This is a genomic window from Citrobacter freundii complex sp. 2024EL-00216, assembly GCF_043945515.1.
GTDB lineage: Bacteria > Pseudomonadota > Gammaproteobacteria > Enterobacterales > Enterobacteriaceae > Citrobacter > Citrobacter portucalensis.
In genome coordinates this window covers 66,472-83,585 of the sequence record NZ_JBIMRA010000006.1, presented here as the reverse complement: position 1 = coordinate 83,585, position 17,114 = coordinate 66,472, and the positions used below count along the sequence as shown (strand labels likewise).

General features: G+C 52.6%; 21 protein-coding genes. 11 read left to right on the top strand and 10 right to left on the bottom strand.

Translation table 11 applies throughout. The annotated features are described in order from the left end of the window. The 7 genes from murA to mlaF all read right to left on the bottom strand — a co-directional run bounded on the left by murA (window position 1) and on the right by mlaF (window position 4,849). Window positions 1-1,260: a UDP-N-acetylglucosamine 1-carboxyvinyltransferase gene (gene murA, locus ACHHZ7_RS09650; protein ID WP_032945112.1), complete on the bottom strand. Its 1,260-nt coding sequence runs from the start codon at window positions 1,258-1,260 to the stop codon at window positions 1-3. A 53-nt stretch (window positions 1,261-1,313) separates the two neighbouring features. Next, window positions 1,314-1,568, bottom strand: a complete 255-nt coding sequence (gene ibaG, locus ACHHZ7_RS09645; RefSeq protein ID WP_003025040.1) for a BolA family iron metabolism protein IbaG — start codon at window positions 1,566-1,568, stop codon at window positions 1,314-1,316. A gap of 169 nt (window positions 1,569-1,737) precedes the next feature. Continuing rightward, window positions 1,738-2,031, bottom strand: a complete 294-nt coding sequence (gene mlaB / locus ACHHZ7_RS09640; RefSeq protein ID WP_003025045.1) for a lipid asymmetry maintenance protein MlaB — start codon at window positions 2,029-2,031, stop codon at window positions 1,738-1,740. Continuing rightward, entirely contained in the window at window positions 2,031-2,666 is a 636-nt protein-coding gene (gene mlaC, locus ACHHZ7_RS09635; RefSeq protein WP_008785928.1) for a phospholipid-binding protein MlaC, read from the bottom strand. Before mlaC ends, mlaB begins: the two co-directional genes overlap by 1 nt. A gap of 18 nt (window positions 2,667-2,684) precedes the next feature. Next, window positions 2,685-3,242, bottom strand: a complete 558-nt coding sequence (mlaD, locus tag ACHHZ7_RS09630) for an outer membrane lipid asymmetry maintenance protein MlaD (protein WP_003828747.1) — start codon at window positions 3,240-3,242, stop codon at window positions 2,685-2,687. Between the two features lie 4 nt (window positions 3,243-3,246). Further along, window positions 3,247-4,029, bottom strand: a complete 783-nt coding sequence (gene mlaE / locus ACHHZ7_RS09625; protein ID WP_003025053.1) for a lipid asymmetry maintenance ABC transporter permease subunit MlaE — start codon at window positions 4,027-4,029, stop codon at window positions 3,247-3,249. 7 nt (window positions 4,030-4,036) lie between these two features. Further along, on the bottom strand, window positions 4,037-4,849 hold the full coding sequence (mlaF, locus tag ACHHZ7_RS09620; protein WP_003828749.1) for a phospholipid ABC transporter ATP-binding protein MlaF: 813 nt from the start codon (window positions 4,847-4,849) through the stop codon (window positions 4,037-4,039). 215 nt (window positions 4,850-5,064) lie between these two features. Here mlaF and ACHHZ7_RS09615 point away from each other — a divergent pair, with 215 nt between their 5' ends. The 11 genes from ACHHZ7_RS09615 to npr all read left to right on the top strand — a co-directional run bounded on the left by ACHHZ7_RS09615 (window position 5,065) and on the right by npr (window position 12,984). After that, window positions 5,065-6,042, top strand: coding sequence for a calcium/sodium antiporter (locus ACHHZ7_RS09615; RefSeq protein WP_060683131.1), 978 nt, complete (start codon window positions 5,065-5,067; stop codon window positions 6,040-6,042). Window positions 6,043-6,055: 13 nt separating this feature from the next. Further along, entirely contained in the window at window positions 6,056-7,042 is a 987-nt protein-coding gene (kdsD, locus tag ACHHZ7_RS09610) for an arabinose-5-phosphate isomerase KdsD (protein WP_020996354.1), read from the top strand. 20 nt (window positions 7,043-7,062) lie between these two features. Next, complete coding sequence (gene kdsC / locus ACHHZ7_RS09605; protein WP_032945113.1) at window positions 7,063-7,629, top strand: 3-deoxy-manno-octulosonate-8-phosphatase KdsC; 567 nt, start codon at window positions 7,063-7,065, stop codon at window positions 7,627-7,629. Next, entirely contained in the window at window positions 7,626-8,201 is a 576-nt protein-coding gene (gene lptC, locus ACHHZ7_RS09600) for an LPS export ABC transporter periplasmic protein LptC (protein ID WP_008785932.1), read from the top strand. Before kdsC ends, lptC begins: the two co-directional genes overlap by 4 nt. Further along, window positions 8,170-8,718: a lipopolysaccharide ABC transporter substrate-binding protein LptA gene (lptA, locus tag ACHHZ7_RS09595; RefSeq protein WP_032945118.1), complete on the top strand. Its 549-nt coding sequence runs from the start codon at window positions 8,170-8,172 to the stop codon at window positions 8,716-8,718. Before lptC ends, lptA begins: the two co-directional genes overlap by 32 nt. A 6-nt stretch (window positions 8,719-8,724) precedes the next feature. Continuing rightward, window positions 8,725-9,450: an LPS export ABC transporter ATP-binding protein gene (lptB, locus tag ACHHZ7_RS09590; RefSeq protein WP_003828761.1), complete on the top strand. Its 726-nt coding sequence runs from the start codon at window positions 8,725-8,727 to the stop codon at window positions 9,448-9,450. A 46-nt stretch (window positions 9,451-9,496) separates the two neighbouring features. Beyond that, window positions 9,497-10,930, top strand: a complete 1,434-nt coding sequence (gene rpoN / locus ACHHZ7_RS09585) for an RNA polymerase factor sigma-54 (RefSeq protein WP_008785934.1) — start codon at window positions 9,497-9,499, stop codon at window positions 10,928-10,930. Window positions 10,931-10,952: 22 nt separating this feature from the next. After that, entirely contained in the window at window positions 10,953-11,240 is a 288-nt protein-coding gene (gene hpf, locus ACHHZ7_RS09580; RefSeq protein WP_003025078.1) for a ribosome hibernation promoting factor, read from the top strand. 83 nt (window positions 11,241-11,323) lie between these two features. Next, window positions 11,324-11,815 (top strand): PTS IIA-like nitrogen regulatory protein PtsN, encoded by a 492-nt coding sequence (gene ptsN / locus ACHHZ7_RS09575; protein WP_003025083.1) that lies wholly within the window; start codon window positions 11,324-11,326, stop codon window positions 11,813-11,815. Window positions 11,816-11,860: 45 nt separating this feature from the next. Beyond that, on the top strand, window positions 11,861-12,715 hold the full coding sequence (rapZ, locus tag ACHHZ7_RS09570; RefSeq protein ID WP_003025085.1) for an RNase adapter RapZ: 855 nt from the start codon (window positions 11,861-11,863) through the stop codon (window positions 12,713-12,715). Continuing rightward, on the top strand, window positions 12,712-12,984 hold the full coding sequence (gene npr, locus ACHHZ7_RS09565; protein WP_003828770.1) for a PTS phosphocarrier protein NPr: 273 nt from the start codon (window positions 12,712-12,714) through the stop codon (window positions 12,982-12,984). Before rapZ ends, npr begins: the two co-directional genes overlap by 4 nt. Window positions 12,985-13,050: 66 nt before the next feature. Here npr and mtgA read toward each other — a convergent pair whose 3' ends face one another. From mtgA to arcB, 3 genes are all read right to left on the bottom strand, one after another. Continuing rightward, the gene (mtgA, locus tag ACHHZ7_RS09560; RefSeq protein WP_060683130.1) at window positions 13,051-13,770 is read right to left on the bottom strand and encodes a monofunctional biosynthetic peptidoglycan transglycosylase; all 720 of its coding nucleotides are present in this window, start codon (window positions 13,768-13,770) and stop codon (window positions 13,051-13,053) included. Next, on the bottom strand, window positions 13,767-14,420 hold the full coding sequence (gene elbB, locus ACHHZ7_RS09555; protein ID WP_003828774.1) for an isoprenoid biosynthesis glyoxalase ElbB: 654 nt from the start codon (window positions 14,418-14,420) through the stop codon (window positions 13,767-13,769). The genes mtgA and elbB overlap by 4 nt, the downstream gene beginning before the upstream one ends. A gap of 229 nt (window positions 14,421-14,649) precedes the next feature. Next, window positions 14,650-16,986, bottom strand: a complete 2,337-nt coding sequence (gene arcB, locus ACHHZ7_RS09550) for an aerobic respiration two-component sensor histidine kinase ArcB (RefSeq protein ID WP_020996355.1) — start codon at window positions 16,984-16,986, stop codon at window positions 14,650-14,652. Window positions 16,987-17,114: the final 128 nt, after the last annotated feature.

Genomic DNA, 17,114 nt, shown 5'->3' with positions numbered 1-17,114 from the left:
TTACTCGCCTTTCACGCGCTCAATGTTTGCGCCCAGCGCACGCAGTTTATCTTCGATGCGCTCATAGCCGCGATCGATGTGATAAATACGGTCGACTACCGTCGTACCTTCAGCAATACACCCTGCCAGCACCAGGCTTGCAGATGCGCGCAGATCGGTCGCCATAACCTGTGCGCCAGAGAGCGTTTCCACGCCGTGGCAAATCACGGTATTGCTTTCGATTTCTGCGTGAGCACCCATACGGCTCAGCTCAGGCACGTGCATAAAGCGGTTCTCAAACACGGTTTCCGTGATGAAGCCGGTCCCTTCAGCTACCAGGTTCAGCAACGTGAACTGGGCCTGCATGTCGGTAGGGAACGCCGGATGCGGTGCAGTACGCACATTGACGGCTTTCGGACGTTTACCGTGCATATCAAGGCTGATCCAATCATCACCCACTTCAATATCCGCACCCGCATCACGCAGCTTCGCCAGTACGGCATCCAGCGTGTCCGGCTGTGCATTACGGCAGATAATTTTGCCGCGAGAAATTGCCGCCGCCACCAGGAAGGTACCGGTTTCGATACGATCTGGCAGAACGCGATAAACACCACCGCCAAGACGCTCAACACCTTCGATGGTAATACGATCGGTGCCCTGACCAGTGATCTTCGCGCCCAGCGCAATCAGGAAGTTCGCGGTATCCACGATCTCCGGCTCGCGCGCGGCGTTTTCGATGATGGTAGTGCCTTCGGCAAGCGTTGCTGCGCACATGATGGTGACCGTCGCGCCGACGCTCACTTTGTCCATGACGATATGCGCGCCTTTCAGACGGCCCTCAACGGACGCCTTCACATAGCCTTCTTCCAGCTTAATAGTCGCGCCTAACTGCTCCAGGCCGGTAATGTGCAGGTCAACCGGACGTGCGCCGATGGTGCAGCCGCCCGGCAGTGAAACCTGGCCCTGACCAAAGCGGGCAACCAGCGGCCCGAGCGCCCAAATGGATGCACGCATGGTTTTCACCAAATCGTACGGCGCACAGAAGACGTTCACATCACGCGCATCGATGTGCACAGAACCATTACGCTCAACTTTCGCACCCAGCTGGCTCAGCAGCTTCATTGATGTGTCAACGTCCTTCAGTTTCGGGACGTTTTGGATCTCTACAGGTTCTTCAGCCAGCAGCGCCGCAAACAGGATCGGCAGTGCGGCGTTTTTAGCGCCTGAAATTGTGACTTCGCCCTGGAGCTTAGTTGGCCCCTGAACACGAAATTTATCCATTATTCTGTTCTCTGTTAAGAATTTATCTTCGCTACCGGCACATCACCCGTAGCTCAAAAACCGTTAAGTTTGCGATCGCGCGCCCATTCCGCTGGGGTAAACGCCTTAATCGACACGGCATGAATGCGGTTGTCCGCAATGTACTCCATCAACGGGCCATAGACCGATTGCTGCTTCTTGACCCGGCTCATGCCTTCAAACATCTCACCCACGGCAATAACCTGAAAGTGACTGCCGTCGCCAGAAACGTGGACTTCCTGGAGGGAGAGTGCATTCATCAGCACGCTCTGAATTTCATTATTTTCCATGGGCTCTTCATTCGTCAGATAGTGAAAACAGCCCAACATCTTAGAGCAAAGTGGCGCTGTCATAAATAAGCAAAAAGCCTCGCTGATAAATCAGACAAGGCTTTAGTGGCAGATCCCCCTCAGGGGTTTTGCCGGATAGCGGCACAAGACCTTATCCGGCCTGGAAAAATTAACGCGGAAGGACGTCGTCAGGCAGATTGTAAAGCTGCGCCAGCGTGTACACTTTATCGTTAACACCAGTGAGCGAAACGCTGTTTCCCTGCTGCTTGCCCTGATTAATCAGATGCAACAGTAACGCCAGACCGCCGGTATCTACCCGGGATACCTGGTTCAGGTCGATGCAGGATACCCCTTTCATCGCCTCAATTCGCGCATCCCATAATGGGTTTAACACGTCCTGATCCAGCTCCCCCACCAGCACCAGCTTGTCGCCTTCACGCGTCCAGGTGAGTGACTGCGTCATTATTTTTTCTCTTCCAGAGTGATTTTCTGCTGAGCAATAGATTTCAGCTGCGCCGTCAGGCCATCAATACCTTTGGTACGCAGCAGGTCGCTCCACTCATTTTGTTTGGTGGTGATCATACTTACGCCTTCAGCAATCATGTCATAAGCCTGCCAGTTACCGGTCTGGGAGTTTTTACGCCACTGGAAATCCAAACGTACCGGAGGGCGACCGTTTGGATCGATGATGGTTACGCGGATAGGCACGATGGTCGCATCACCCAGCGGTTGCTCTGGTGCAATTTCATAAGTCTGGCCATGGTACATCGCCAGAGCCTGGCCGTAGGCCTGCTTCAGATATTCACGGAATGCGGCAAAATAGGCTTCACGCTGAGCAGGGGTCGCATCTTTGTAGTAGCGACCCAGTACCAGCGCACCCGCATATTTAACCTGCACGTATGGCAATAGTTCCTGATCGACAACCTGACGCAGGTAATCCGGGTTTGCGCGGATTTTAGGTTGTTCATTCTTCAGACGGTCAAATGTCTTCTGCGCCGCCTCATTCATCTGTTTGTACGGGTTCGTTTGGTCGGCTGCAGTTGCTGCGCTAAGCGGGGCAATCACCAGCATAGCCACCATCATCAATCGTTTAAACATACGTCGATTCTCCTGAGATTATTTCGTTGCGCCCGCAGGCGTAGTGGCTTCATTATTGCCGTCAGTTGCGGCTGGCGCATCGCCAGAATTCTTATTGTCATCACCTTTACTGTTGCTGTTGTAAAGGAACTGACCAATCATATCTTCCAGCACCATCGCGGATTTCGTGTCCTGAATCGTACCGCCATCTTTGAGGATAGACGTTCCCAGCTCAGGATCTTCAAAACCCACATTCAATGCCAGATACTGTTCGCCCAGCAGACCGGAAGTACGGATGCTCAGAGAACTGGTGTCAGGAATATGGTTAAAACGCGATTCGATTTCCAGCGTCACGCGCGGCAGGTACGTTTTCGGATCTAACGAGATGTCCGATACGCGTCCAACTACCACTCCGCCAATCCGCACCGGAGAACGCTCTCTCAGGCCGCCAATATTATCAAAGGTCGCATAAATCGTGTAAGTCGGCTCAGTACGCATTGAGGTAACGTTCGCCGCCTTCAGGCAAACAAACAGCGCTGCCAGCAGCGCAACCAGCAGGAATAACCCGACCCAAATTTCATTCTTTTTCGTTTGCATGAACTCAATTCCCAAACATCAGTGCGGTCAGCACAAAATCCAGCCCCAGAACGGCAAGAGAGGCGTGCACAACGGTGCGTGTCGTTGCCCGGCTAATCCCGGCAGAGGTCGGGATCGCATCATAACCATTGAACAATGCAATCCAGGTGACCGTAATGGCGAACACCACGCTCTTAATCAGACAGTTAACCAGGTCCAGACGCCAGTCGACGGCATTTTGCATAGCCGACCAGAAGAAGCCTGCATCAATACCCTTCCAGCTTACGCCAACCAGTGAACCACCCCAGATACCCACTGCGACAAAAATAATCGTCAGCAGCGGCAATGAAATGACGCCAGCCCAAAAACGTGGGGAAATCACCCGGCGCAGTGGATCGACGGCCATCATCTCCAGACTGGAAAGCTGTTCGGTCGCCCGCATCAGGCCAATTTCTGCGGTTAAGGCCGACCCGGCCCGCCCGGCAAACAGCAGCGCCGCAACAACCGGTCCCAACTCACGTAACAATGACAGTGCCACCAGCATACCGAGGCTGGTTTCCGCGCTGTAGGTGGTCAGCACCAGGTATCCCTGCAACCCCAGCACCATACCGATGAACACGCCAGAAACAATAATGATCAGCATCGATAAGACACCGACATTATAGAGCTGGCGTATCAGCAGCGGCGCATGTTTGCGAAACTCCGGCTTGCCGACAACCGCATTGAACAACATTAATCCGGCTCGCCCGAACGTCCTGAGGGTTTTTATTCCCCGATGTCCGAGTGATGCCAGCGCATTTAACAACATGGGTGGCTTAACTCCCTGTTTTGAGTAAATCGATGTGGTAGTCGCCCGCCGGGTAACGGAACGGAACCGGTCCATCGGCAATGCCGTCCAGGAACTGGCGTACGCGCGGATCGGCATTTTCTTGTAGTGCCTGAGCACTACCGTAGGCCACTATTTTTTTGTCCGCCATTATATAGGCGTAATCCGCAATACTCAGTACCTCAGGCACATCATGGGATACCACCACACAGGTGACGCCCAGCGCGCTGTTCAGTTCTGAAATCAGCTTCACCAGAACGCCCATGGTGATGGGATCCTGGCCGACGAACGGCTCATCAAACATGATGAGGTCTGGCTCCAGCGCGATAGCACGTGCTAACGCGGCGCGACGCGCCATCCCACCGGATAATTCAGAAGGCATTAATTTGGCCGCACCCCGCAGGCCGACGGCCTCGAGCTTCATCATCACCGTGCTCTTCAGCAACGGCGCTGGCAACGTCGTATGCTCGCGCAGAGGGTACGCGACGTTGTCAAACACATTCATGTCGGTAAATAGCGCACCAGACTGAAACAGCATACTCATGCGCTTTCTCACGGTAAATAAACGCGAACGGGACATGGCCGGGACGTTCTCACCGTCAAACAGGATCTCGCCCTTATCCGGGGGGATCTGTCCGCCAATCAGACGCAACAGCGTCGTTTTGCCGATGCCTGATGGCCCCATGATCGCCGTCACCTTACCGCGCGGTACCGTCAGGGAAATATTATCAAAGATGCAGCGGTCACCCCGGGAAAAGCTGACATCGCGCATATCGACTAGATTCGCCACAGACTGCCCCATTGATTCATCCTTTACTATTGCCTCGTTGATCGAAGAGTTTGGCGCTCAATTCAGCCATGAACTCAACATATTTACAGATTATTGCCTGTCCTGGTTAGCGAAAGCTGGCATTTGTTTTACTTTTTAGCCGCATAAAGTCAAAATTAAGACTTCGTTACGGCTTCCAGAAGATCCTTCAAGTGGACCGGCGAGTATACCTGAAGAAAGGACTTTAGATGCTTTTAGCGACGGCGCTGTTAATAATTGGTTTACTTCTGGTGGTCTACGGTGCCGACCGTCTGGTATTTGCCGCATCCATTTTATGTCGAAATTTCGGTATTCCTCCCATTATCATTGGAATGACCGTGGTCAGCATGGGTACGTCGTTACCCGAGATAATTGTCTCCATTGCCGCATCGATGAATGGGCAACTCGATCTGGCTGTCGGGACCGCCATAGGTTCTAACATCACCAACATTCTGCTTATTTTAGGCCTGTCGGCGCTGATTCATCCTTTTACCGTGCATTCTGATGTTCTGCGTCGTGAATTACCGCTAATGTTGCTGGTAAGTATTTTAGCTGCATCCGTCCTGTATGACGGGCAGTTAAGCCGCAGCGACGGTTTCTTTCTTCTGCTTCTGGCCGTGCTATGGCTGCTATTCATTGTTAAAATCGCCCGTCTGGCCGAGCGACAAGGCAATGACAGCCTGACACGTGAGCAGATAGCTGAGCTGCCGCGCGAAGGCGGATTGCCAGTCGCATTTTTGTGGTTGGGCATTGCGCTGATTATCATGCCAATGGCAACACGTATGGTGGTGGACAACGCGACCGTACTGGCGAACTATTTCGCCATGAGCGAACTTACTATCGGGCTGACAGTGGTCGCCATTGGTACCAGCCTGCCGGAGCTGGCAACAGCGATTGCGGGTCTGCGTAAAGGTGAAAACGATATTGCCGTCGGTAACATTATCGGCGCAAACATTTTTAATATCGCTATCGTCCTCGGGCTACCGGCGTTGATTACGCCAGGTGAAGTCAATCCAATGGCCTTCACCCGTGACTATAGCGTCATGCTGCTGGTGAGCGTGATTTTTGCACTACTCTGCTGGCGACGTCCGCGCCAGATTGGTCGCGGCGCAGGTGCGCTGCTGACCGGCGGTTTTATCATATGGCTGGCGATGCTGTATTGGTTATCGCCACTTCTCGTTGGATAACTGGAAACGCATTATGTCGCACTTAGAGTTGCAACCGGGTTTTGACTTTCAGCAAGCAGGCAAGGAAGTCCTGGCAATTGAACGTGAAGGCCTGGCGGAGCTTGATCAGTACATCAACCACAATTTTACCCTCGCATGCGAGAAAATATTCAGCTGCCCGGGCAAAGTGGTGGTGATGGGAATGGGGAAATCCGGCCATATCGGGCGGAAAATGGCAGCCACATTTGCCAGCACCGGCACCCCCTCATTTTTTGTACACCCAGGCGAAGCCGCACATGGCGATCTGGGTATGGTCTCGCCGCAGGATGTGGTCATCGCCATCTCTAACTCCGGTGAATCCAATGAGATAGCGGCGCTGATCCCGGTATTAAAACGTCTTCATGTACCGCTGATCTGCATGACCGGTCGTCCTGAAAGCAGTATGGCGCGTGCGGCAGATGTGCATCTGTGTGTTAAAGTGCCCAAGGAAGCTTGTCCGTTAGGCCTGGCGCCGACCAGCAGTACGACAGCAACACTGGTGATGGGCGATGCCCTCGCGGTGGCATTATTAAAAGCGCGCGGCTTTACCGCGGAAGATTTTGCGTTGTCTCACCCCGGTGGCGCACTGGGCCGTAAGCTTTTACTGCGCGTTAACGATATTATGCATACGGGCGACGAGATCCCGCATGTGACCAAAAACGCCAGCCTGCGTGACGCCTTAATTGAGATCACGCGTAAAAATCTCGGCATGACCGTCATTTGCGATGATGCCATGAAGATTGACGGTATTTTCACCGATGGCGATTTACGTCGTGTCTTCGATATGGGCGTTGATGTACGCCAGTTAGGCATTGCCGATGTGATGACCCCTGGAGGCATTCGCGTGCGTCCGGGTATTCTTGCCGTCGATGCCCTGAACTTAATGCAGTCCCGCCATATCACCTCGGTAATGGTTGCTGATGGCGACCAGTTACTCGGTGTGTTACATATGCATGATCTGCTGCGTGCAGGTGTAGTGTAAGAAACTCAAGGATAACGAAAATGAGTAAAGCAGGTGCGTCGCTTGCGACCTGTTATGGACCCGTCAGCGCAGACGTTATCACCCGGGCAGAAAACATCCGTTTGCTGATCCTGGATGTGGATGGCGTACTGTCTGATGGTCTGATTTATATGGGCAACAACGGTGAAGAGCTGAAGGCTTTTAACGTCCGTGATGGTTACGGTATTCGCTGTGCGCTCACTTCCGGTATTGAGGTTGCCATTATTACCGGACGAAAGGCTAAACTTGTAGAAGATCGCTGTGCCACTTTGGGGATCACCCACCTGTATCAGGGGCAGTCAGACAAACTGGTTGCCTTTGGCGATCTCCTTAGCAAACTGGCGATCGCGCCGGAGAATGTCGCCTACGTTGGCGATGACCTGATCGACTGGCCGGTGATGGCTAAAGTGGGATTAAGCGTCGCGGTGGCAGATGCCCACCCTTTGCTGATCCCGCGAGCTGATTATGTCACCCACATTGATGGGGGACGTGGCGCTGTGCGTGAAGTCTGCGATTTATTACTCCTGGCGCAGGGCAAACTGGACGAGGCCAAAGGGCAATCGATATGAGCAAAACCAGACGTTGGGTTATCATTCTACTGTCGCTGGCTGTCCTTGTGATGATTGGTATTAATCTGGCAGACAAAGATGACACCACTCAGGTCGTCGTCAATAACAACGAGCCAACCTATAAGAGCGAACATACTGATACCGTCGTGTATAGTCCGGAAGGCGCGCTGAGCTATCACTTGATCGCACAACACGTTGAATATTATTCGGAACAAGCGGTTTCGTGGTTTACTCAACCGGTATTAACCACGTTTGATAAGGATAAAGTACCGACCTGGACGATCAAGGCCGACAAAGCCAAATTGACCAACGATCGGATGCTGTATCTGTACGGCCATGTTGAGGTTAACGCCCTGGTGCCTGACTCTCAACTACGCAGAATTACGACCGATAACGCGCAGATTAACCTGGTGACACAAGACGTCACTTCCGATGATCTGGTGACGTTGTATGGCACAACATTTAACTCCAGCGGACTGAAGATGCGCGGCAACTTACGCAGCAAGAACGCCGAGCTGATTGAAAAGGTTAGAACCTCATATGAAATCCAAAACAAACAAACTCAGCCTTAATCTTGTACTTGCCAGCTCACTTCTGGCCGCCAGCATCCCGGCATTGGCCGTCACCGGCGATACCGAGCAGCCGATTCACATTGAGTCGGACCAGCAGTCCCTGGATATGCAGGGCAACGTGGTGACGTTTACTGGTAACGTGATTGTGACTCAGGGCACCATCAAAATTAACGCCGATAAAGTCGTCGTGACCCGCCCTGGCGGTGAAGACGGTAAAGAAGTGATTGATGGTTACGGTGATCCCGCCACCTTTTACCAGATGCAGGACAACGGTAAGCCGGTGAAAGGCCGCGCCTCACACATGCACTATGAACTGGCGAAAGACTTTGTCGTTCTCACCGGCAAGGCATATCTGGAACAACTCGATAGCAACATCACGGGCGATAAGATCACTTATCTGGTAAAAGAGCAGAAAATGCAGGCCTTCAGCGATAAAGGCAAACGCGTCACCACCGTTCTGGTTCCGTCGCAGTTGCAGGACAAAAACAAGGCTCCGGCAGAGAAAAAAGGTAACTGATTCGTTATGGCAACATTAACTGCAAAGAACCTTGCAAAAGCCTATAAAGGCCGTCGTGTGGTTGAAGATGTCAGTCTGACCGTCAACTCCGGGGAGATCGTCGGTCTGCTCGGTCCTAACGGTGCAGGCAAGACAACAACCTTTTACATGGTAGTCGGCATTGTCCCGCGCGATGCGGGCAACATTATCATTGATGACGAAGACATCAGTCTGCTGCCTCTGCATGCGCGCGCGCGTCGCGGCATCGGCTACTTACCGCAGGAAGCGTCTATTTTCCGTCGCCTGAGCGTGTTTGATAACCTGATGGCGGTGCTGCAAATTCGTGACGATCTGACCAGCGAGCAGCGGGAAGATCGCGCCAACGAGCTGATGGAAGAATTCCACATCGAGCACCTGCGTGACAGCTTAGGTCAGTCGCTCTCCGGTGGTGAACGACGCCGCGTGGAGATCGCTCGCGCACTGGCCGCTAATCCGAAATTTATCCTGCTGGATGAACCGTTTGCCGGTGTTGACCCGATTTCTGTTATTGATATTAAACGGATCATCGAACACCTGCGCGACAGCGGCCTTGGCGTGCTGATTACCGACCACAACGTCCGCGAAACGCTGGCAGTGTGTGAGCGCGCCTATATCGTAAGTCAAGGACACCTGATCGCGCACGGCACGCCAACAGAAATACTGCAGGATGAGCACGTTAAGCGCGTATACCTTGGGGAAGACTTCAGACTCTGATAGGGTAGAAGACTTCACGTCACTGCAGGAGAAAACAACTCTGAACATGAAGCAAGGTTTGCAACTCAGGCTTAGCCAACAACTGGCGATGACGCCTCAGCTACAACAGGCTATCCGTCTGTTGCAGCTGTCCACGCTGGAACTTCAGCAAGAACTTCAGCAAGCGCTGGAAAGTAACCCACTGCTCGAGCAAACCGATCTTCACGACGAAATTGATACCCAGGAAAAACAGGACAGCGAAACCCTCGACACCGCAGATGCACTCGAACAAAAAGAGATGCCTGAGGAGTTGCCGCTTGACGCCAGTTGGGATGAAATTTACACCGCCGGGACGCCTTCGGGCACCAGCGGAGATTACATCGACGACGAGCTGCCTGTGTATCAGGGTGAGACCACGCAATCACTACAGGATTACCTGATGTGGCAAGTGGAACTGACCCCGTTCTCGGATACCGATCGCGCCATTGCGACATCCATTGTAGATGCGGTAGACGAAACCGGTTATCTCACCGTGACCCTGGACGATATTCTCGAAAGCATGGGTGATGACGACGTCGGTATGGACGAAATCGAAGCTGTGCTTAAACGCGTTCAGCGCTTTGATCCCGTTGGCGTGGCCGCCAAAGATCTCCGCGACTGCTTACTGATCCAACTTTCGCAGTTTGATAAAGCCACGCCGTGGCTGGAAGAAGCGCGCCTGATCATCAGCGATCACCTCGATCTGTTAGCCAACCATGACTTCCGCACCCTGATGCGCGTGACCCGGCTGAAAGAAGACGTGCTGAAAGAAGCCGTCAATCTTATTCAGTCGCTGGATCCAAGACCTGGGCAATCGATCCAGACCGGCGAGCCGGAGTACGTCATTCCGGATGTGCTTGTGCGTAAGCATAACGATCGTTGGGTGGTCGAACTCAACGGCGACAGCATTCCGCGCTTACAGATTAACCAGCACTACGCCGCCATGTGCAATAGCGCGCGCAACGATGCCGACAGCCAGTTTATTCGTAGCAATCTGCAAGATGCGAAGTGGCTGATTAAAAGCCTGGAAAGCCGCAATGATACGTTGCTGCGCGTCAGTCGCTGCATCGTGGAGCAACAGCAAGCCTTCTTTGAGCAAGGCGAAGAGTATATGAAACCGATGGTACTGGCGGATATCGCCCAGGCCGTCGAGATGCACGAATCGACCATTTCCCGTGTGACCACGCAAAAGTATCTGCACAGTCCGCGCGGCATTTTTGAATTGAAGTATTTCTTTTCCAGTCACGTTAACACTGAAGGCGGAGGTGAAGCCTCATCCACAGCTATCCGTGCGCTGGTGAAGAAATTAATTGCTGCGGAAAACCCCGCGAAACCGCTGAGTGACAGCAAGTTAACCTCTATGCTGTCAGAACAGGGTATCATGGTGGCGCGCCGCACCGTTGCGAAGTACCGAGAGTCTTTATCCATTCCGCCGTCTAACCAGCGCAAACAGCTGGTGTGACCCAACCGATAAGGAAGACACTATGCAGCTCAACATCACTGGAAACAACGTCGAAATCACCGAAGCCCTGCGCGATTTTGTGAATACAAAATTTGCCAAGCTCGAACAATATTTCGACCGGATTAATCAGGTCTATATTGTGTTGAAAGTGGAGAAGGTTACACATATCTCGGATGCAACACTGCATGTGAACGGTGGCGAAATTCATGCCAGCGCGGAAGGTCAGGATATGTACGCCGCCATTGACGGTTTAATTGATAAACTGGCTCGGCAGTTAACAAAACATAAAGATAAACTGAAACAGCACTAACTTGTCCGGGCAGTTAGCGGGTGCAGGACGGCCTGTTGTGTAGCACAACGGGCCATTTGTACAGTTAGCGCTTAGGTGAAATTATGACAAATAACGATACGACTCTACAACTGAGCACTGTTCTTAACCAGGAATGTACACGCGCAGGCGTTCACTGCCAAAGCAAGAAACGCGCACTGGAAATCATCAGCGAACTTGCGGCAAAACAGCTTAGCTTGCCTTCTCAGGTGGTATTTGAAGCCATTCTGACGCGTGAAAAAATGGGCAGTACCGGCATCGGTAATGGTATTGCTATCCCGCACGGAAAGCTGGAAGAAGACACGATGCGCGCGGTTGGTGTGTTTGTTCAACTCGAAACACCTATCGCCTTCGACGCCATTGATAATCAACCTGTCGATCTGCTTTTCGCCCTGCTGGTCCCGGCAGACCAAACCAAGACGCATTTGCATACGTTGTCACTGGTCGCAAAACGTCTGGCAGATAAAACCATCTGTCGTCGTCTGCGCGCCGCGCAGAGTGACCAGGAGTTGTATCAAATCATCACGGACACCGAAGGTGGACAGGATGAAGCATAACAACCCAATGGCATCCTTTTTTGTCGTTGTGAGGAGAAACAGTACATGGTACTGATGATCGTCAGCGGCCGTTCAGGGTCAGGTAAATCTGTCGCCCTGCGTGCGCTGGAAGATATGGGTTTTTACTGCGTGGATAACCTTCCCGTAGTGCTGTTGCCCGATCTGGCTCGTACACTGGCCGATCGCCAGATTTCTGCGGCCGTCAGCATTGATGTGCGCAACATGCCTGAGTCCCCGGAAATTTTTGAGCAGGCAATGAATAATCTGCCCGAGGGTTTCTCACCACAGCTGCTGTTCCTTGATGCAGACCGTAACACGCTGATTCGTCGCTACAGCGACACGCGCCGTTTACACCCGCTCTCCAGCAAGAACTTGTCTCTGGAAAGCGCTATCGATAAGGAAAGCGATTTGCTGGAGCCACTGCGCTCTCGCGCTGACCTGATCGTTGATACCTCCGAAATGTCCGTACACGAACTGGCGGAAATGTTACGTACCCGACTGCTGGGTAAACGTGAACGTGAATTGACGATGGTATTCGAATCCTTTGGTTTCAAACACGGTATCCCGATTGATGCGGATTACGTCTTTGACGTGCGCTTTCTGCCTAACCCACACTGGGATCCAAAGCTGCGCCCAATGACCGGTCTTGACCGCCCCGTCGCCGCATTCCTCGACAGGCACACAGAAGTACACAATTTTATTTACCAGACTCGCAGCTATCTTGAGCTATGGTTACCCATGCTGGAGACCAACAACCGTAGCTACCTTACCGTAGCCATCGGCTGTACCGGCGGGAAACACCGTTCGGTGTATATTGCTGAGCAGTTGGCAGACTACTTCCGCTCACGCGGTAAAAACGTGCAGTCACGCCATCGTACGCTGGAAAAACGTAAATCATGACCGTGAAGCAAACCGTTGAAATCACCAATAAGCTGGGCATGCATGCCCGCCCAGCGATGAAACTGTTTGAATTGATGCAGGGTTTCGAAGCAGAAGTTTTGCTGCGTAATGATGAAGGAACGGAAGCCGAGGCCAACAGCGTTATCGCTCTGCTGATGCTGGATTCAGCCAAAGGGCGTCAGATAGAAGTCGAAGCCACGGGACCACAGGAAGTAGAAGCCCTGGCCGCAGTGATTGCCCTGTTTAATTCAGGGTTTGATGAAGATTAATCGAGTACACAGAACGTAGCCAGTAGGCCGGATAAGGCGTTTACGCCGCATCCGGCAATAACTACGCTAATACAGATTATTTTCCCGCATAAACGACTCACCACCTAACTGGCGCATTTGGCGCATAATCCAGGCCTGGCGGTTACGCACATAACCAGAAGGCGCATTCGCCTTAAAACGCAAAGGATTGGGCAATACTGCCGCCAGCAAGGCCGCTTCAGACAGGCTCAACCGACTGGCCGGTTTATGAAAATACCGTTGCGCCGCCGCCTCCACGCCAAATATCCCATCGCCAAACTCGGCGATATTCAAATAGACGGTCAGAATACGTTTCTTACTCCAGACGGTTTCCATACCCAGCGTTAGCCCGGCTTCGAGACCTTTACGCACCCAGCTACGTCCATCCCACAAAAAGAGGTTTTTCGCCGTCTGTTGCGATAACGTTGACGCCCCGCGAATGCGGTTTTCATTGCGTTCATTGTGCGCCAGCGCTTTCTCTATGGCGGTGACGTCAAACCCCCAGTGGTCTGGAAACTTCTGGTCCTCCGCAGCAATCACCGCCAGTCCCATCCACGGTGAGATCCCATCCATGCTCACCCAGTCCGAGTGCGCCACATAGCCGAAATCACCGGACAGCCATGCGCCCAGCTGTCGCTCGACCATTACCGCCGAGAAAGGCACAGGCATCACGCTGAAAAGTGCGATGCCTCCGCCCCAGAATACGGCGAGGACAACCACCACCCGCAGAAAAATACGTCGCAGAAAGGCGGTTACTCCTTTTCTCATTCAGTCAGCACCAGCACACGCGATACCAGTTTATCGATGCCACTCGCAGCCTGAGCGATGTCCTGCGCCAGCATATAGGCAGGCGTGGTAACGATTTTGTTGTCTTCATCGACGACAATGTCATCAACCGGACAAGGCACATGCTCAGCGCCCATCTCTTCCAGCACCTCTGCCGTGTCGATATCAGTGCCGATGGTCAGACGCAGCGGGAAGTCAAAAATTTTAGGTAACATGGCAGGCGCAATGCACATAAACCCCAACGGCTTACCCGCCTGATGCATGGCCACCGCCAGCGCGGCTAAATCGCTGTCAACCCGGCATTCGCTGCCCTGACTGGCAAAATTGCTCAGATTTTTGGCCGCACCAAACCCACCCGGCACGATCAACGCATCCAGTTCCGATGAGACTGCCTGCGCAAGTGGGCGAATATCGCCACGTGTGATACGCGCGGCTTCAATCAGCACATTGCGAGTTTCCAGCATCGGCTCGCCGGTCAGATGATTAATCACATCCGCTTGTTGTTTATCTGGTGCGAAACAGACAGCCTGAGCGCCGTTGCGGGCAATGGCCAGAAGCGTGAGAACAGTTTCATGGATCTCTGCACCGTCATACACGCCGCATCCGCTGAGCACTACACCCACTTTTTTCATCGCAATACTCCTTTCTCAACTGGCTGAAACATATTAGTTATTATGATTTAAATGCTACGCTTCACACATTTAACTGATTCATGTAACAAATTATTTAAGATTTGCTATCTTAACTGCGTGCGGCCTGAAAATTAGGGCTGCGCCCTTGTAAACAATGATAATAATTTACGGCGCAGCCACGATTTCCCTGGTGTTGGCGCAGTATTCGCGCACCCCGGTCAAGCCGGGGTCATTTTTTTTCCACGCTCGCCACCCAGGCTTTTAATACTGCCACGTCGTGCTGCCACTCCTGCTTCATCTCTTCAATCCATTCAGCAACGTTATCTTCCCAAGCAGGAAGATCCGGCGACTGGATTTGCTGACCTAGCTGTTGCAGGTGACGCAGCCCCACTGAACCTGCTGCGCCTTTAATTTTATGGCCTTCCTCAACAACACCTTTTTTATCCCGTGCCGTCAGGTTGGACTCCAGCACGCTCAAATATCCCGGCATCATCTTCTCAAACACCGCCAGCCCGTCGGTAATTAACTTCGGTCCCACCAGCTCGAGGTATTGTTCCAACATAGGAATATCTAACAGCGCTTGCGATTTACTGCTTTCTTCAGATGTCACAGTGCTCTCCTCTTCGTTTCGGGTATCCCAGTATTTTTTGATCATGGCGGTTAGCGCCGGAACCGACAGCGGCTTACTCAGCACGTCGTCCATGCCTGCGTCCAGATACTCTTTTTTATCTTTCAGTACGTTGGCGGTGAGTGCAACCAGCGGTGGCAGATCTTCACGGGCGTATTTTTGCGTGAGCTCCCGCGAGATATCCAGACCGGTCATATCCGGTAGCTGAATATCCAACAGCACCAGGTCATATTCACCCGGCGTAAACATTTCCAGCGCGGCTTTCCCGGTCATCGCGACATCCACGCTGTTGCCTAATTTTTCCAGCACGGAGCGCGCAACAATAACGTTCAGCTCAATGTCTTCTACCAGCAGCACATTCAGGGCTGGCAGCGGCATTTCATCGTCTTCAAAAGCATCTTCAATCTCTTCCGCTACCGCAGGCGCATGCACAGTCAGCGTAAAGATGGACCCTTTTCCTGCCTGGCTGGAAACCGTAATATCACCGCCCATGTTTTTCGCCAGACGCTTCGACACGGCCAAACCAATCCCTGTCCCCGTAGCCGGTTTACCGCCGTTGCTGTCCTTCACCTGATAATACATAGCGAAGATTTTATCCTGCTCATCCTGCGGAATGCCGATGCCGGAATCTTCAACTTCGAAATGCAGCATATTCCCCTGGTCATAGCGCGCCCGCACGGTCACCTGCCCCTGCTGGGTAAACTTCACGGCGTTGCTGATCAGATTCCACAGGATCTGACGCAGACGCGTTCCGTCGGTAATGACCTTATGCGGCAGCGGTAACGTCGGCTCAAGCACAAAACGCAGCCCCTTTTGCTGCGCCTGTAGGCCAGAGAGGTTTTCCAGATCCGCCATAAAACTGGTGAAATCGATCGGCTGGTTATCGAGCTGGACTTTACGTCGCTCCATCTTATCCATGTCGATAATATCGTTGAAAATATTCCCCAGCGTCACAGCAGAGACGTGGATTGTTTTAAGGTATTTTTCCTGCTCCGCAGTCAGATCCGTATCCAGCAGGATCCGGCTTAAGCCGACAATGCCGTTAAGCGGGGTGCGCAACTCGTGGCTGATGGTAGAAATAAAGGTGGTCTTATCGCGGCTGGCGCGCTCAAGCGCATCCTGATAACGCTTACGCTCGGTAATATCGCGCCCAAAGCCCATCAGACCATGTCGCTTACCTACGCGGTCATAGTAAGGCACTTTGCGAATTTCAAAGCAGGCTTTGCGCCCGTCCGGGTAGTCCAGCCACTGTTCGTAGGTGAGCGAAACATTATGGCGGAACACCTTCTCGTCGGTCTCAATCACCTTTTCAGCCGCTTCAGGAGAGTAAACGTCAGCCGGTTTTAAGTTCACCAGCTGCTTTTCGCTTTTGCCAGTCAGCAGCTCCATAGCACGGTTACAGCCGGAAAACTCTTTATCTTCATTGCGATAAAAAACCAGATCCGGCGAGGCATCAAGGAAAGAGCGTAAAAAGGAAGACTGTTGCTCAAGCTGGATCTGCGCCTCTTCGCGCTCTTTGATTTCAACCTTCAGTTGCTCGAATGTTTCCTGGCGCTCTGCTTCGGCTTTTTCACGCTCAACAATTTCCTGATTGAGCTGGGCAATATTATCCTTCAACTGCACATTGAGCTTCAGATCGCGCTCGCGCATCTCTTCCAGCTTTTGTACCAGTCGTGACAGGCGTTGCCGGGACTCCTCAAGTTGCTCCACCACCACAGACAAGAAATAGACGGCCCAGGGGGTAATTAACAGACCAAAAAAGATAGAACGGATGACATCAATGCTTTCTACCTGGCCATGCAGCACCATGGTGACAGCCATCTGCACCACAATTGCCAACACGACCAGAGCCAGCGCCAACAGCAGCGAAAAGCGCACCAGACCTAACTTCATCATCAGGTCGACGTAATATTGCGCCAGCATACGGATTTGCTTCATAGAGGGTTCCTTCACGACAACTTGGCACAATAATACTCAATTCTCAGCGTGACGTTGAAGATTGTGCAAGAAATGCGGAGGTTATCGGTGAAATGACCGCGGAGAGGCCATCGTAGGCCTGATAAGCA

Bases quoted from the DNA above. Each gene is read 5' to 3' on its own strand.
- kdsC (WP_032945113.1), top strand. From the start codon at position 7,063: ATGAGTAAAGCAGGTGCGTCGCTTGCGACCTGTTATGGACCCGTCAGC.
- mlaC (WP_008785928.1), bottom strand. From the start codon at position 2,666: ATGTTTAAACGATTGATGATGGTGGCTATGCTGGTGATTGCCCCGCTT.
- mtgA (WP_060683130.1), bottom strand. From the start codon at position 13,770: ATGAGAAAAGGAGTAACCGCCTTTCTGCGACGTATTTTTCTGCGGGTG.
- ACHHZ7_RS09615 (WP_060683131.1), top strand. From the start codon at position 5,065: ATGCTTTTAGCGACGGCGCTGTTAATAATTGGTTTACTTCTGGTGGTC.
- mlaD (WP_003828747.1), bottom strand. From the start codon at position 3,242: ATGCAAACGAAAAAGAATGAAATTTGGGTCGGGTTATTCCTGCTGGTT.
- elbB (WP_003828774.1), bottom strand. From the start codon at position 14,420: ATGAAAAAAGTGGGTGTAGTGCTCAGCGGATGCGGCGTGTATGACGGT.
- arcB (WP_020996355.1), bottom strand. From the start codon at position 16,986: ATGAAGCAAATCCGTATGCTGGCGCAATATTACGTCGACCTGATGATG.
- mlaE (WP_003025053.1), bottom strand. From the start codon at position 4,029: ATGTTGTTAAATGCGCTGGCATCACTCGGACATCGGGGAATAAAAACC.
- lptA (WP_032945118.1), top strand. From the start codon at position 8,170: ATGAAATCCAAAACAAACAAACTCAGCCTTAATCTTGTACTTGCCAGC.
- kdsD (WP_020996354.1), top strand. From the start codon at position 6,056: ATGTCGCACTTAGAGTTGCAACCGGGTTTTGACTTTCAGCAAGCAGGC.
- ibaG (WP_003025040.1), bottom strand. From the start codon at position 1,568: ATGGAAAATAATGAAATTCAGAGCGTGCTGATGAATGCACTCTCCCTC.
- rapZ (WP_003025085.1), top strand. From the start codon at position 11,861: ATGGTACTGATGATCGTCAGCGGCCGTTCAGGGTCAGGTAAATCTGTC.
- mlaF (WP_003828749.1), bottom strand. From the start codon at position 4,849: ATGGGGCAGTCTGTGGCGAATCTAGTCGATATGCGCGATGTCAGCTTT.
- ptsN (WP_003025083.1), top strand. From the start codon at position 11,324: ATGACAAATAACGATACGACTCTACAACTGAGCACTGTTCTTAACCAG.
- rpoN (WP_008785934.1), top strand. From the start codon at position 9,497: ATGAAGCAAGGTTTGCAACTCAGGCTTAGCCAACAACTGGCGATGACG.
- hpf (WP_003025078.1), top strand. From the start codon at position 10,953: ATGCAGCTCAACATCACTGGAAACAACGTCGAAATCACCGAAGCCCTG.
- npr (WP_003828770.1), top strand. From the start codon at position 12,712: ATGACCGTGAAGCAAACCGTTGAAATCACCAATAAGCTGGGCATGCAT.
- lptB (WP_003828761.1), top strand. From the start codon at position 8,725: ATGGCAACATTAACTGCAAAGAACCTTGCAAAAGCCTATAAAGGCCGT.
- lptC (WP_008785932.1), top strand. From the start codon at position 7,626: ATGAGCAAAACCAGACGTTGGGTTATCATTCTACTGTCGCTGGCTGTC.
- mlaB (WP_003025045.1), bottom strand. From the start codon at position 2,031: ATGACGCAGTCACTCACCTGGACGCGTGAAGGCGACAAGCTGGTGCTG.
- murA (WP_032945112.1), bottom strand. From the start codon at position 1,260: ATGGATAAATTTCGTGTTCAGGGGCCAACTAAGCTCCAGGGCGAAGTC.